The organism is Micromonospora echinospora (assembly GCF_900091495.1).
GTDB classification, from domain to species: Bacteria; Actinomycetota; Actinomycetes; order Mycobacteriales; family Micromonosporaceae; genus Micromonospora; species Micromonospora echinospora.
In genome coordinates this window covers 1,781,956-1,795,036 of the sequence record NZ_LT607413.1, presented here as the reverse complement: position 1 = coordinate 1,795,036, position 13,081 = coordinate 1,781,956, and the positions used below count along the sequence as shown (strand labels likewise).

Sequence of the window (13,081 nt, the reverse complement as noted above, 5' to 3'; positions counted from 1 at the left end):
CGCCAACCACCGAGGGCAGGGAAGGACGAGCAGGAGACAACCATGACGCTCTCGCCTTACGCACCCATCATCGGGCTGTTCGCCCTCGCCACGGCGTTCGCGATCTTCTCGATCGCCGGCGCCCGCCTCGCCGGCCCGCGCCGCTACAACAAGGCCAAGCTCGAGGCGTACGAGTGCGGCATCGAGCCGAGCCCGCAGCCGGTCGGCGGGGGCCGGTTCCCGATCAAGTTCTACCTGACGGCGATGCTCTTCATCGTCTTCGACATCGAGATCATCTTCCTCTACCCCTGGGCGGTCTCGTTCGACGCCCTGCCGATCTTCGGCTTCGTGGAGATGGTCCTGTTCATCGTCGCGGTCTTCGTCGCGTACGCCTATGTCTGGCGGCGTGGCGGCCTGGACTGGGACTGAGGGAGGAACCTCACATGGGTATCGAGGAGAAGCTTCCCGCCGGCATCCTGCTGACCTCGGTGGAGAAGCTGGTCAACTGGTCGCGGAAGTCGTCGGTCTGGGGCGCCACCTTCGGCCTGGCCTGCTGCGCGATCGAGATGATGGCGGCCGGTGGCCCGCACTACGACATGGGCCGCTGGGGCATGGAGGTGTTCCGCGCCTCGCCCCGGCAGGCCGACCTGATGATCGTCGCGGGTCGGGTGAGCCAGAAGATGGCCCCGGTCCTGCGGCAGATCTACGACCAGATGGCCGAGCCCCGCTGGGTGCTCTCGATGGGCGTCTGCGCCAGCAGCGGCGGGATGTTCAACAACTACGCCATCGTCCAGGGCGTCGACCATGTCGTCCCGGTCGACATGTACCTCCCCGGCTGCCCGCCCCGCCCGGAGATGCTGATCGACGCGATCCTCAAGCTCCGCGAGAAGATCGGGCACGAGCCGCTCGGCCCGAACGGCCGCAAGATGCTGGAGGCCCGCCAGGCCCGCGGTGACGTGCCCGTCGTCCCGTACGGCTCGATGCCGTCGTCGTACCGCGAGGACAAGGCCCGCCGCGCCGAGTGGACCCAGGCGGTCCGGGAGGGGCGCGAGGAGCAGCTCCGGATCGAGAACTGGATGAACGCCCAGAACCACCTCCACCCGTACGGGGGCATCAAATGACGGCTCCGAACGACAAGCCGAACGACGGGGGCGTCCCGGTGCCGGTGACGCCGGCCGGGGCGAGCAGCACCGCGCCCGCCGAGTACCCGCCGGCCAGCCCGGCCGGTCGGGGCATGTTCGGCATCCAGGGGTCCGGTGACACCTCCGGCTTCGGTGGCCTGGTCCGGCCGCGTCGGCCGATCGAGGAGGCCGCCCGGCCGTACGGCGGCTACTTCGACGAGGTCCGCGACGCGCTGGAGGAGGCGTACCCGGCCTTCGGCGAGGCGATCGAGAAGGTCGTCGTCGACCGGGGCGAGCTGACCCTGCACGTCCGCCCGGAGAAGATCGCCGAGGTCTGCCAGGTGATGCGGGACGACCTGGCCCTCCGCTTCGAGCTCTGCTCCTCGGTCTCCGGGGTGGACTACCTCGGCGCGGACGAGCGCCGACTGCACGTGGTCTACCACCTGACCTCGATGACCTACCGCCGCCGGGTGCGGCTGGAGGTCGCCGTGCCGGCCGAGAACCCGCACCTGCCGAGCGTCACCGCCGTCTACCCGACCGCCGACTGGCAGGAGCGGGAAGCGTACGACATGTTCGGTGTCCTCTTCGACGGTCACCCCAACCTGACCCGGATCCTCATGCCGGACGACTGGGAGGGGCACCCGCAGCGTAAGGACTACCCGCTCGGCGGCGTCCCCGTCGAGTACAAGGGCGCCGAGATCCCACCGCCAGACCAGCGGAGGTCCTACCAGTGAGCACCCCGAGCTACGCCACCGAGCGCGAGACGACCGAGGGCAGGGTCTTCACCGTCACCGGCGGGGACTGGGACCAGGTCGTCTCCGGCACCGACCCGATCAACGACGAGCGGATCGTCGTCAACATGGGTCCGCAGCACCCGTCCACGCACGGCGTGCTGCGGCTGATCCTGGATCTGGAGGGCGAGACCGTCCGCGAGATGCGTACGGTCGTCGGCTACCTGCACACCGGGATCGAGAAGAACCTCGAATACCGCAACTGGGTGCAGGGCTCGACCTTCGTGACCCGGATGGACTACCTCGCCCCGATCTTCAACGAGACGGCGTACTCCCTGGCGGTGGAGAAGCTGCTCGGGATCGAGGAGCAGATCACCGAGCGGGCCACCACGATCCGGGTCCTGATGATGGAGCTGAACCGGATCTCCTCGCACCTGGTCTGGCTGGCCACCACCGGCATGGAGCTGGGCGCGATCTCGATCATGCTCTACGGCTTCCGGGAGCGGGAGTACATCCTCGAGATCTTCGAGCTCGTCACCGGCCTGCGGATGAACCACGCGTACGTCCGGCCGGGCGGGGTCGCCCAGGACGTGCCGGACGACGCGATCGTCAAGATCCGCAAGTTCCTCAAGGAGATGCCGAAGAAGCTCGACGAGTACGAGGACCTCCTCTCCGGGCAGCCGATCTGGGTCGAGCGGACGAAGAACGTCGCCGTGCTCGACGTGACCGGATGCCTGGCGCTCGGCGTGACCGGGCCGGTGCTCCGCTCCGCCGGGCTCCCCTGGGACCTCCGCAAGACCGATCCGTACTGCGGCTACGAGACGTACGACTTCGACGTCCCGACCCACCCGGACGGCGACGTCTGGGGCCGCTACCAGGTCCGGCTCGCCGAGATGCGGGAGTCGCTCAAGATCGTCGAGCAGGCGCTGGACCGGCTGAAGCCGGGACCGGTGATGGTCGCCGACAAGAAGATCGCCTGGCCGGCGCAGCTCGCCATCGGCGTCGACGGCATGGGCAACTCGCTGGAGCACGTCGCGAAGATCATGGGTCAGTCGATGGAGTCGCTGATCCACCACTTCAAGCTCGTCACCGAGGGGTTCCGGGTCCCGCCGGGCCAGGTCTACGTGGCGATCGAGGCGCCCCGGGGCGAGCTGGGCGTGCACGCGGTCTCCGACGGCGGCACCCGGCCGTACCGGGTGCACTACCGGGAGCCGAGCTTCGTCAACCTCCAGGCGCTCCCGGCCATGGCCGAGGGTGGCCTGATCGCCGACGTGATCGCCGGTGGCGCCTCGCTGGACCCCGTGATGGGTGGTTGTGACCGATGAGTGTTTTCACCGAAGAGACCCGGGCCCGGGCACGGGAGATCATCGCCCGTTACCCGGCCGACCGGTCCCGTTCCGCGCTGCTCCCGTTGCTGCACCTGGTGCAGTCCGAGGAGGGGTACGTCTCCCCGGCCGGGGTCGAGTTCTGCGCCGAGGTGCTCGGCCTGAACAAGGCCCAGGTCGGCGCGGTGGCCACCTTCTACACCATGTACAAGCGCCGGCCGACCGGTGACTACCTGGTCAGCGTCTGCACCAACACCATGTGCAACGTGCTCGGCGGTCAGGACGTCTACGACACCCTCGCCGAGCACCTGGGCGTGGGGCACGACGAGACGACCACCGACGGGAAGATCACCCTGGAGCACGCCGAGTGTCTCGCGGCCTGCGACTACGGCCCGGTGATGACGGTCAACTACGACTTCTTCGACGGCGTCGACCCGCAGACCGCCCTCGGTGTGGTCGAGGAACTGCGCTCCGGTGGCCGGCCGACGCCGACCCGGGGCGCCCGCCTCTGCACGCTGAAGGAGATGTCGGTCCAGCTCGCCGGCTTCGCCGACGAGCGGGAGGGCGCGGTGGCCGACGGCGGGCCGGGCGAGCCGACCCTGCGCGGGCTGCGCCTGGCGCAGCAGCACGGCATCTCGGTGCCCGGCTTCGACCCGAACACCCCGATCCGCAGCAAGGCCGAGGCCAACCAGGCCGCCGCCGAGGCGAAGGCCCGGGCCGAGGCCGCGAAGCCGGCCCCGGCGCCCGAGCCGGCGACGCCGAAGGCGGCCACCGGCAGCACCGCGCCGGACGTGAAGGCCCCGGACGACAAGTCACCCGAGGTGCGGGCCGCCGAGACCCGGCAGCCGGACGCGAAGACCGCCGTCCCGGACTCGCCGGGCACCAAGGTTCCGGTCGACGGCGCGCCGCCGGCCCCGCGCGACGCGCGGGCGGCCGAGGCCGAGGGCGCGGCGACCAACGTGCCGGCCGGCGACGGCAAGCCCGCCGGTGACGACGCCGCTGCGCAGGAGCGCTCGCTCAAGGAAGCGGAGGCCAACAAGTGACCACGCCTCGGCCGGAGACGCTGGCCAAGCTGACCCCGGTGCTCACCAAGCGGTGGCTCTCGCCGGACGCCTGGCGGATCGACACGTACCAGAAGCTGGACGGCTACGCCGCCCTGCGCAAGGCCCTCAAGGCCCACCCGGACGACCTCATCCAGCTCATCAAGGACTCCGGGCTGCGCGGTCGCGGTGGCGCGGGCTTCCCGACCGGCCTGAAGTGGGGCTTCATCCCGCAGGGCGACGGCAAGCCGCACTACCTCGTGGTCAACGCCGACGAGGGCGAGCCGGGCACCTGCAAGGACCTCCCGCTGATGACGCACGACCCGCACTCGCTGGTCGAGGGCGTCATCATCGCGTCGTACGCGATCCGGGCCAACCGTGCGTACATCTACATCCGGGGCGAGGCCGTGCACGCCGCGCGCCGGCTGCGCAACGCGGTGCGGGAGGCGTACGACCGGGGCTACCTCGGCCGGAACATCCAGGGCTCCGGGTTCGACCTGGACCTGGTGGTGCACTCCGGCGCGGGCGCGTACATCTGCGGCGAGGAGACCGCCCTGCTGGACTCGCTGGAGGGCTTCCGGGGCCAGCCCCGACTGCGTCCGCCCTTCCCGGCGACGCACGGCCTCTACGCCAGCCCGACGGTGGTCAACAACGTCGGCACCATCGCCAGCGTGCCGTACATCGTGCTCGGCGGGGCCGACTGGTGGAAGACCATGGGCACCGAGAAGTCCTCCGGGCCGATGATCTACTCGCTCTCCGGCCGGATCGCCAACCCCGGCCAGTACGAGTGCTCGATGGGCATCACCCTGCGTGAGCTGCTGGAGTTGGCCGGGGGCATGCAGCCCGGCCACAACCTGCGGTTCTGGACGCCGGGCGGATCGTCGACCCCGCTGCTCACCGACGAGCACCTCGACGTGCCGCTGGACTTCGAGGGCGTCGCGGCAGCCGGCTCGATCCTGGGCACCACGGCCACCCAGATCTTCTCCGACCAGGACTGCCCGGTCTACGCGACGTACCGGTGGCTGGAGTTCTACCACCACGAGTCGTGCGGCAAGTGCACCCCGTGCCGAGAGGGCAACTACTGGATGGTCCGGGTGTACCGGCGGATCCTCGCCGGCCGGGGCACCCACGAGGACCTGGACACCCTGCTCGACACCTGTGACAACATCCTCGGCCGCTCGTTCTGTGGTCTGGGTGACGGGGCGACCAGTTCGGTGACCTCGTCGCTGAAGTACTTCAAGCAGGACTACCTCGACTACATCGAGGGACGGACTGCTCCCAAGTTGTCGGAGAAGACCCTGGTAGGGGCGCACTGATGACCGACGTAGCGAAGCAGACCGAGACGGTCACCCTCACCATCGACGGCATCGAGGTCACCGCCCCGAAGGGGGCGCTGCTGATCCGGGTCGCCGAGCAGATGGGGATCGCGATCCCCCGGTTCTGCGACCACCCGCTGCTGGCCCCGGCCGGCGCGTGCCGGCAGTGCCTCGTCGACGTGGAGGGGCAGCGCAAGCCGGTCGCCTCCTGCACCCAGACGGTGGCCGAGGGCATGGTGGTCCGGACCCAGCTCACCTCCCCGGTGGCCAAGAAGGCGCAGGAGGGGGTGATGGAACTGCTGCTGATGAACCATCCGCTCGACTGCCCGATGTGCGACAAGGGCGGCGAGTGCCCCCTGCAGAACCAGGCGATGTCCACCGGCCGCACCGACTCCCGCTTCCACGAGCACAAGCGGGAGTACGAGAAGCCGCTGAACATCTCCACCCAGGTCCTGCTGGACCGGGAACGGTGCGTGCTCTGCCAGCGGTGCACCCGCTTCTCCGAGGAGATCGCCGGGGACAAGTTCATCGACCTGATGGGCCGGTCCTCCGCCGAGGAGATCAACATCTACCGGGACGAGGCGTACGGGGCCGCCGAGGGCGAGGACGACGGCGACGTGCCGTTCAACTCGTACTTCTCCGGCAACACCGTGCAGATCTGCCCGGTCGGCGCGTTGACCGGCGCCCAGTACCGCTTCCGCGCCCGCCCCTTCGACCTGGTCTCCACCCCGAGCGTCTGCGAGCACTGCTCGGCCGGGTGCTCCCAGCGCACCGACTGGCGGCGGGGCAAGGTGCTGCGCCGGCTCGCCGGTGACGACCCGCAGGTCAACGAGGAGTGGAACTGCGACAAGGGCCGCTGGGGCTTCCAGTACGCCCGCGCCTTCGACCGGATCACCACCCCGCTGGTGCGGGACGCGAAGACCGGCGAGCTGCGCGAGGCGTCCTGGAGCGAGGCGCTCACCGTGGCTGCCGAGGGGCTGGCCGCCGCACGCGACGGCGGGCAGGGCACCGCGGTGCTCACCGGTGGCCGGCTGACCGTCGAGGACGCCTACGCGTACGCGAAGTTCGCCCGGGTCGCGCTGAACACCAACGACATCGACTTCCGGGCCCGCCCGGTCTCCCGTGAGGAGACGGAGTTCCTGGCCAGCAACGTGGCCGGGATCACCGACGTCACCTACGCCGACGTCGAGAACGCCTCGGCCGTCGTGCTGGCCGGCCTGGAGCCGGAGGAGGAGTGCCCGATCCTCTTCCTGCGGCTGCGCAAGGCGTACCTGAAGAAGAAGCTCAAGGTGTACGCGCTGGCGCCGTTCGCCACCCGGGGCCTGGAGAAGCTCGGCGCGAAGCTCGCCCGGGTGGTGCCGGGCGAGGAGGCGCTGCTGCTCGCCGAGCACGACACGGTCCGCGAGGCGCTCGGCGCCGAGGGCGCGATCCTGATCGTGGGCGAGCGGCTGGCCAGCGTCCCCGGTGGCCTCTCCGCCGCCGCCGACGTGGCCCGGCGTACCGGCGCGAAGCTGGCCTGGGTGCCGCGGCGCGCGGGTGACCGGGGCGCGGTCGACACCGGCTGCCTGCCGAACCTGCTCCCCGGCGGACGCCTGGTCACCGAGCCCGGTGCCCGCGCCGAGCTGGGCGAGGCGTGGGACATCGCGGCCGGGGTGATCCCCAGCCAGGCCGGTCGGGACACCGACGGCATCGTCGCGGCGGCGGCGGCCGGCAAGCTCGGCGCGCTGGTGGTGGCCGGGGTCGACCCGGCCGACCTGGCCGATCCGCGCCTGGCCGAGCAGGCCCTCGACGAGGTGCCGTTCCTGGTCAGCCTGGAGCTGCGGATGAGTGCGGTGGCCCGCCGGGCGGACGTGGTCTTCCCGGTCGCCCCGGTGGTCGAGAAGGCCGGCAGCTTCCTGGACTGGGAGGGGCGGCTGCGGCCGTTCGACGCGGTGCTCCAGACCCCGGCGATGTCCGACGGCCGGGTGCTCGACGCGATCGCCGACCGGCTGGGCGTCCAGCTCGGCACCGGTGACGTGCTCAGCGTCCGCCGCGAACTGGGCTCCCTGCCGGCGACCCGCACCGACCGCCCGTCGGTCCCGTCCGTGGAGCCGCAGCCGGCGCCCCGCACGGGCGACGGCGAGGCGGTCCTCGCCACCTGGCACCAGCTCATCGACCTGGGCAGCCTCATCGACGGCGACGAGCACCTGGGCGGCACCGCCCGGCCGCCGGTGGTGCGGCTGGGCAAGGGCACCGCCGAGGCGCTCGGCGTCGCCGACGGTGACGCGGTGACGGTGGGGACCGACCGGGGGGCGCTGACCCTTCCGGCGGCCATCACCGAGATGCCGGACGGCGTCGTCTGGCTGCCGACCAATTCACCCGGTTCGACCGTCCGGCGCAGCCTCGGCGCGACGTCCGGCTCGGTGGTACGCGTCTCCGCCGCGACGGAGCCGGCCACCGCGACCGAACGCGTCGCCGCGGACGCCGCCGACCGCCCGGGCCCGCTCCTCAACACCGGGGGTGTATCCCAGTGAACGCGGTCTACCTCGCGCAGGACCCGACGCTGGCCGACTTCGGCAAGGACCCGTGGTGGCTGGTCCTGATCAAGATCGTCTTCGCCTTCGTCTTCGGCCTGCTCGCCACCCTGCTCGGCGTCTGGTTCGAGCGGCGTGTGGTGGGTTACATGCAGGTCCGGCCGGGCCCGAACCAGATCGGCCCGTTCGGCCTGCTCCAGACCCTCGCCGACGGTCTCAAGATGGCCTTCAAGGAGGACATCCTCCCGAAGGCGGCGGACAAGGTCGTCTACTTCTTCGCCCCGGCCGTCTCGGTGATCTGCGCGGTCACCGCGCTGTCGGTGATCCCGTTCGGCCCGATGGTGAGCATCTTCGGCCACCGGACGCCGCTCCAGGTCACCGACGTGTCGGTGGCGGTGCTGGTGGTGCTGGCCTGCTCCTCGATGGCGGTCTACGGCATCGTGCTCGGCGGCTGGGCCTCCGGCTCGACGTACCCGCTGCTCGGTGGTCTCCGCTCCAGCGCCCAGATGATCTCGTACGAGGTCGCGCTCGGGCTGAGCATCGTCGCCGTCTTCATGACCGCCGGCACGATGTCCACCAGCGGGATCGTCGCCGCCCAGGCCCACGGCTCCCAGCTCAACGTCTTCGGGCTGGAGTTCTCCGCCCCGGGCTGGTACGCGATCCTGCTCATGCCGAGCTTCATCATCTTCTTCATCGCCACCGTCGGTGAGACCAACCGGGCACCGTTCGACCTGCCGGAGGCGGAGTCGGAGCTGGTCGCGGGCTTCATGACCGAGTACAGCTCGCTGAAGTTCGCGCTCTTCATGCTCTCCGAGTACGTCGCGATGGTGACCATGTCGGCCTTCACCGTGACGCTGTTCCTCGGCGGCTGGCGGGCCCCCGCGCCGATCACCACCTTCTGGGAGGGGGCGAACTCCGGCTGGTGGCCGATGCTGTGGTTCTTCGGCAAGGTCGTCCTGCTGGTCTTCGTCTTCGTCTGGCTGCGGGGCACCCTGCCCCGGCTCCGGTACGACCAGTTCATGCGGCTGGGCTGGAAAGCCCTGCTCCCGATCAACCTGGTCTGGATCCTGGTGCTGGCCTGGCTGCGCTCGATCGAGGACTGGGACAGCCGGGGCCGGCTGACCGGCATCGGCGTGCTGGCCGGTGTGCTGCTGCTCGCCGTACTGCTCTGGCCGAGCCGCAAGCCGGAGCGGAAGCTCACCCCGCAGGAGCAGGTCGACAAGCGCCCGCACGGCAGCTTCCCGGTGCCCCCCATGGACCTGCAGGTGCCACCGAGCCCGCGCACCAAGCGGGTGGTGGCCGAGCGGGAGCCGGCCAACATCGGCGCCGGCCCGGACTCGAAGGAGGTGTGACGTGGGCGGGATCACCGGAACGTTCAAGGGCTTCGGCGTCACCTTCTCGCACATGTTCAGGAAGGTCGTCACGACTGACTACCCGTTCAAGCCGCCGACCCCGGCGCCGCGCTACCACGGGCGGCACATCCTCAACCGGCACCCGGACGGGCTGGAGAAGTGCATCGGCTGCGAGCTGTGCGCCTGGGCCTGCCCGGCGGACGCGATCTACGTCGAGGGCGGCGACAACACCGACGAGCAGCGCTTCTCGCCGGGTGAGCGGTACGCCAGCACCTACCAGATCAACTACGCCCGCTGCATCTTCTGTGGGCTCTGCATCGAGGCCTGCCCGACCCGTTCGCTGACCATGAGCAACGAGTACGAGCTGGCCCGGGACAACCGGCAGGACCTCATCTTCACCAAGGAGCAGCTGCTCGCGCCGCTGCTGCCCGGGATGGAGCAGCCGCCGCACCCGATGCGGCTGGGTGACAGCGAGAAGGACTACTACGTCGGAGCGCTGGAGAACCCGGGTACCTCGGCCGGGGCGGAGCGCTCTCCGATGGGCCCCGGCCGGTACGCGCTCGACGAGACCCCGGGCGTGACCTTCCCCGGCGCCGAGCAGGCGGCCCAGCGGGCCGAGGCGGCCAAGGGCAGCAAGGGAGACAGGGCATGACCACGGCTACGGTGCTGGCCGCGGCGGGCGAGGTGTCCGGCGGCGAGGAGATCACCTTCTGGATCCTCGCCCCGCTGGCGCTGCTCGGCGCGATCGGCATGCTCTGGGCGCGCAACGCGGTGCACTCGGCGCTCTGGCTGGTGCTGACCATGCTCTGCCTGGGCGTCTTCTACGTGCTCCAGGCGGGCCCGTTCATCGGCATGGTGCAGATTATCGTCTACACCGGCGCGATCATGATGCTGTTCCTGTTCGTGCTGATGCTGGTCGGTCGGGACTCGTCCGACTCGCTGATCGAGACGCTGCGCGGCCAGCGCGTCGCGGCGGTCCTGCTCGGTCTCGGCTTCGCCGGCCTGGTCGGCGGTGGTCTCGCCCGCGCGCTGGACGGCACCACGCCGGTCGGCCTGGACGAGGCGAACGCTGAGGGGAACGTGCAGGGCATCGCCCGGCTGCTCTTCACCAAGTACGTCTTCGCCTTCGAGCTGACCTCGGCGCTGCTGATCACCGCCGCGGTCGGGGCGATGGTGCTGGCGCACATCGAGCGGCGCCGGGAGGACAAGGTCGACCAGATCGCGACCATGAAGGCCCGCTTCGCCCCCGGTAACTACCCCGGTCCGAAGCCCGGCCCGGGTGTGTTCGCCACCTCCTCCTCGGTGGCCACCCCGGCCCGCTTGCCCGACGGCCGGCTGACCGAGCGCAGCATCCCCGAGATCATGCCGGTCCGGGAGCTGTCGGCGGAGGAGACGACCTTGAAGGGGACCGACCGATGACCCCCGACTACTACCTGATCCTGGCCGCGGTGCTCTTCACCATCGGCGCGGTCGGGGTGCTCATCCGCCGCAACGCGATCGTGCTGTTCATGTGCATCGAGCTGATGCTCAACGCGGCGAACCTGACCCTGGTCACGTTCGCCCGGATCAACGGTGACCTGAACGGGCAGATCATGGCCTTCTTCGTGATGGTGGTGGCCGCCGCCGAGGTCGTGGTCGGACTCGCGATCATCATGTCGATCTTCCGGACTCGACGCTCGGCGAGCGTCGACGACGCCAACCTGCTCAAGTACTAGAGGGGCCGACGCAGTGGAAGAAACTGTGCGTTACGCAGAGGCCACGGGTTTGCTCGGCAGCGTCTGGCTGCTGGTGGCCATCCCCCTGGTCAGCGCGGCGATCCTGCTGCTGCTGGGCCGGCGGGCCGACCGGTGGGGACACTGGCTCGGCGTGGCCGCCATCGGTGCCGCCTTCGTCCTCGGCCTCACCTACTTCTTCCAGCTGCGTGGCCTGGAGAACAAGTCGGTCGAGCGGAGCCTCTGGGACTTCATCGCCGTCGGTGACTTCCGGGTGGACTTCGGCCTGCTCTTCGACCCGCTGGCGGCGGTCTTCGTCCTGCTGATCACCGGCGTGGGCTTCCTGATCCACCTGTACGCGGTGGAGTACATGGCCCACGACGCGGGGCGGCGACGCTTCTTCGCGTACTTCAACCTGTTCGTCGCCGCCATGCTCCTGCTGGTGCTCGGCAACAACTACGTGATGCTCTACTTCGGCTGGGAGGGCGTCGGTCTGGCGTCGTACCTGCTGATCTCCTTCTGGTCCGACCGGCCGAGCGCGGCCACCGCCGGCAAGAAGGCGTTCCTGATGAACCGGGTCGGCGACGCCGGCCTGGCCATCGGCATCTTCATCATGTTCGCGACCCTGGGCACCACCCAGTACGACGAGGTGTTCAACGGCGTCAGCGGCCTGGCCGGCGGCACCGTCCTGGTCCTCGGTCTGCTGCTGCTGCTCGGCGCGACCGGCAAGTCCGGTCAGTTCCCGCTCCAGGCGTGGCTCCCGGACGCGATGGAGGGCCCGACCCCGGTGTCGGCGCTCATCCACGCGGCCACCATGGTCACCGCGGGCGTCTACCTGATCGCCCGCTCCAACCCGATCTACTCGGCCAACGAGACGCTCCAGCTCGTGGTGGTCAGCGTCGGCGCGCTCACCCTGCTGCTCGGCTGCGTCATCGGGGCGGCCAAGGACGACATCAAGCGGGTGCTCGCCTGGTCCACGGTGAGCCAGATCGGCTACATGTTCCTCGGCGTGGGGCTCGGCGGCGCGGCGTACGCGCTGGCCATCGTGCACCTGCTGGCGCACGGCTTCTTCAAGGCCAACATGTTCCTCGGGGCCGGCTCGGTCATGCACGGCATGAAGGACCAGGTCGACATCCGACGCTTCGGCGGGCTGTCGAAGTACATGAAGGTCACCTGGATCACCTTCATGATGGGCTGGCTCGCCATCATCGGCATGTTCCCGTTCTCCGGCTTCTTCTCCAAGGAGCCGATCATCGTGGCCGCCTTCGAGCGGGACGACTGGACGGCGTGGCTGTTCGGCGGCGCGGCGCTGGCCGGTGCCGGACTGACCGCCTTCTACATGACCCGGCTCTTCGTGCTCACCTTCCACGGCCCGAAGCGGTGGACCGAGGACATCGAGCACCCGCACGAGTCGCCGGCGCTGATGACGATCCCGCTGATCCTGCTGGCCGTCGGCTCGGTCGGGGCCGGCTTCCTCCTCTCCACCTCCGTCCCGGACTGGCTGACCGCCACCGCCGGCCTCGGCGGCGAGGAAGGGCACCACGAGGCGGTCCTGTCGCACACCGTCATCACGGTGCTCTCCCTGCTGGTCACCGTGCTCGGTGTCGGACTGGCCTGGATGCTGTTCCGCAACGGCACCGCCACCGCGCCGCAGCCGGCCGGGGTGCTGGTCACCGCCGCCCGGCGCAACCTCTACACCGACGCGTTCAACGAGGCGGTCTTCGAGAAGCCGGGCATCTTCCTCACCCGGGCGCTCGTCTACCTGGACAACCGGGGCATCGACGGGCTGGTCAACGGCCTCGCCGCAGCGGTCGGTGGAGGCTCCGGCCGGCTCCGGCGGCTCCAGACCGGCTTCGTCCGGTCGTACGCGACGTCGATCCTGACCGGCGCGCTGCTGGTGGTGGCGGCGTTCCTGGCCGTACAGGCGGGGTGGTTGGCGTGATCGACCTCTTCCCGGGGGCCGCCGCTGCCGGCGGACCGCGCAGTCACGAC

The 13,081-nt window shown here is 70.2% G+C and carries 12 protein-coding genes; all 12 read left to right on the top strand.

Annotated elements, in window-relative coordinates:
- The first annotated feature begins 42 nt into the window (after positions 1-42).
- Genes GA0070618_RS08095 through nuoL form a run of 12 tightly spaced genes read left to right on the top strand, consistent with a single transcriptional unit; the run spans position 43 to position 13,031 of the window.
- Positions 43-408: an NADH-quinone oxidoreductase subunit A gene (locus GA0070618_RS08095; protein ID WP_088981086.1), complete on the top strand. Its 366-nt coding sequence runs from the start codon at positions 43-45 to the stop codon at positions 406-408.
- A gap of 14 nt (positions 409-422) precedes the next feature.
- Positions 423-1,100 (top strand): NuoB/complex I 20 kDa subunit family protein, encoded by a 678-nt coding sequence (locus GA0070618_RS08090; RefSeq protein ID WP_088981085.1) that lies wholly within the window; start codon positions 423-425, stop codon positions 1,098-1,100.
- Entirely contained in the window at positions 1,097-1,834 is a 738-nt protein-coding gene (locus GA0070618_RS08085; protein ID WP_088981084.1) for an NADH-quinone oxidoreductase subunit C, read from the top strand. Before GA0070618_RS08090 ends, GA0070618_RS08085 begins: the two co-directional genes overlap by 4 nt.
- Positions 1,831-3,156, top strand: a complete 1,326-nt coding sequence (locus GA0070618_RS08080) for an NADH-quinone oxidoreductase subunit D (protein WP_088981083.1) — start codon at positions 1,831-1,833, stop codon at positions 3,154-3,156. The genes GA0070618_RS08085 and GA0070618_RS08080 overlap by 4 nt, the downstream gene beginning before the upstream one ends.
- Positions 3,153-4,199, top strand: a complete 1,047-nt coding sequence (gene nuoE / locus GA0070618_RS08075) for an NADH-quinone oxidoreductase subunit NuoE (RefSeq protein ID WP_088981082.1) — start codon at positions 3,153-3,155, stop codon at positions 4,197-4,199. Before GA0070618_RS08080 ends, nuoE begins: the two co-directional genes overlap by 4 nt.
- Positions 4,196-5,512 (top strand): NADH-quinone oxidoreductase subunit NuoF, encoded by a 1,317-nt coding sequence (gene nuoF / locus GA0070618_RS08070; protein ID WP_088981081.1) that lies wholly within the window; start codon positions 4,196-4,198, stop codon positions 5,510-5,512. The genes nuoE and nuoF overlap by 4 nt, the downstream gene beginning before the upstream one ends.
- On the top strand, positions 5,512-8,025 hold the full coding sequence (locus GA0070618_RS08065; RefSeq protein WP_088981080.1) for an NADH-quinone oxidoreductase subunit G: 2,514 nt from the start codon (positions 5,512-5,514) through the stop codon (positions 8,023-8,025). Before nuoF ends, GA0070618_RS08065 begins: the two co-directional genes overlap by 1 nt.
- On the top strand, positions 8,022-9,377 hold the full coding sequence (gene nuoH, locus GA0070618_RS08060; protein ID WP_088981079.1) for an NADH-quinone oxidoreductase subunit NuoH: 1,356 nt from the start codon (positions 8,022-8,024) through the stop codon (positions 9,375-9,377). The genes GA0070618_RS08065 and nuoH overlap by 4 nt, the downstream gene beginning before the upstream one ends.
- Before the next feature lies 1 nt (position 9,378).
- Positions 9,379-10,029, top strand: coding sequence for an NADH-quinone oxidoreductase subunit NuoI (nuoI, locus tag GA0070618_RS08055; RefSeq protein WP_088981078.1), 651 nt, complete (start codon positions 9,379-9,381; stop codon positions 10,027-10,029).
- Positions 10,026-10,796 (top strand): NADH-quinone oxidoreductase subunit J, encoded by a 771-nt coding sequence (locus GA0070618_RS08050; protein WP_088981077.1) that lies wholly within the window; start codon positions 10,026-10,028, stop codon positions 10,794-10,796. Before nuoI ends, GA0070618_RS08050 begins: the two co-directional genes overlap by 4 nt.
- Positions 10,793-11,092: an NADH-quinone oxidoreductase subunit NuoK gene (gene nuoK / locus GA0070618_RS08045; RefSeq protein WP_088981076.1), complete on the top strand. Its 300-nt coding sequence runs from the start codon at positions 10,793-10,795 to the stop codon at positions 11,090-11,092. Before GA0070618_RS08050 ends, nuoK begins: the two co-directional genes overlap by 4 nt.
- A gap of 13 nt (positions 11,093-11,105) precedes the next feature.
- Entirely contained in the window at positions 11,106-13,031 is a 1,926-nt protein-coding gene (nuoL, locus tag GA0070618_RS08040) for an NADH-quinone oxidoreductase subunit L (protein WP_088981075.1), read from the top strand.
- The last annotated feature ends 50 nt before the right edge of the window (positions 13,032-13,081 follow it).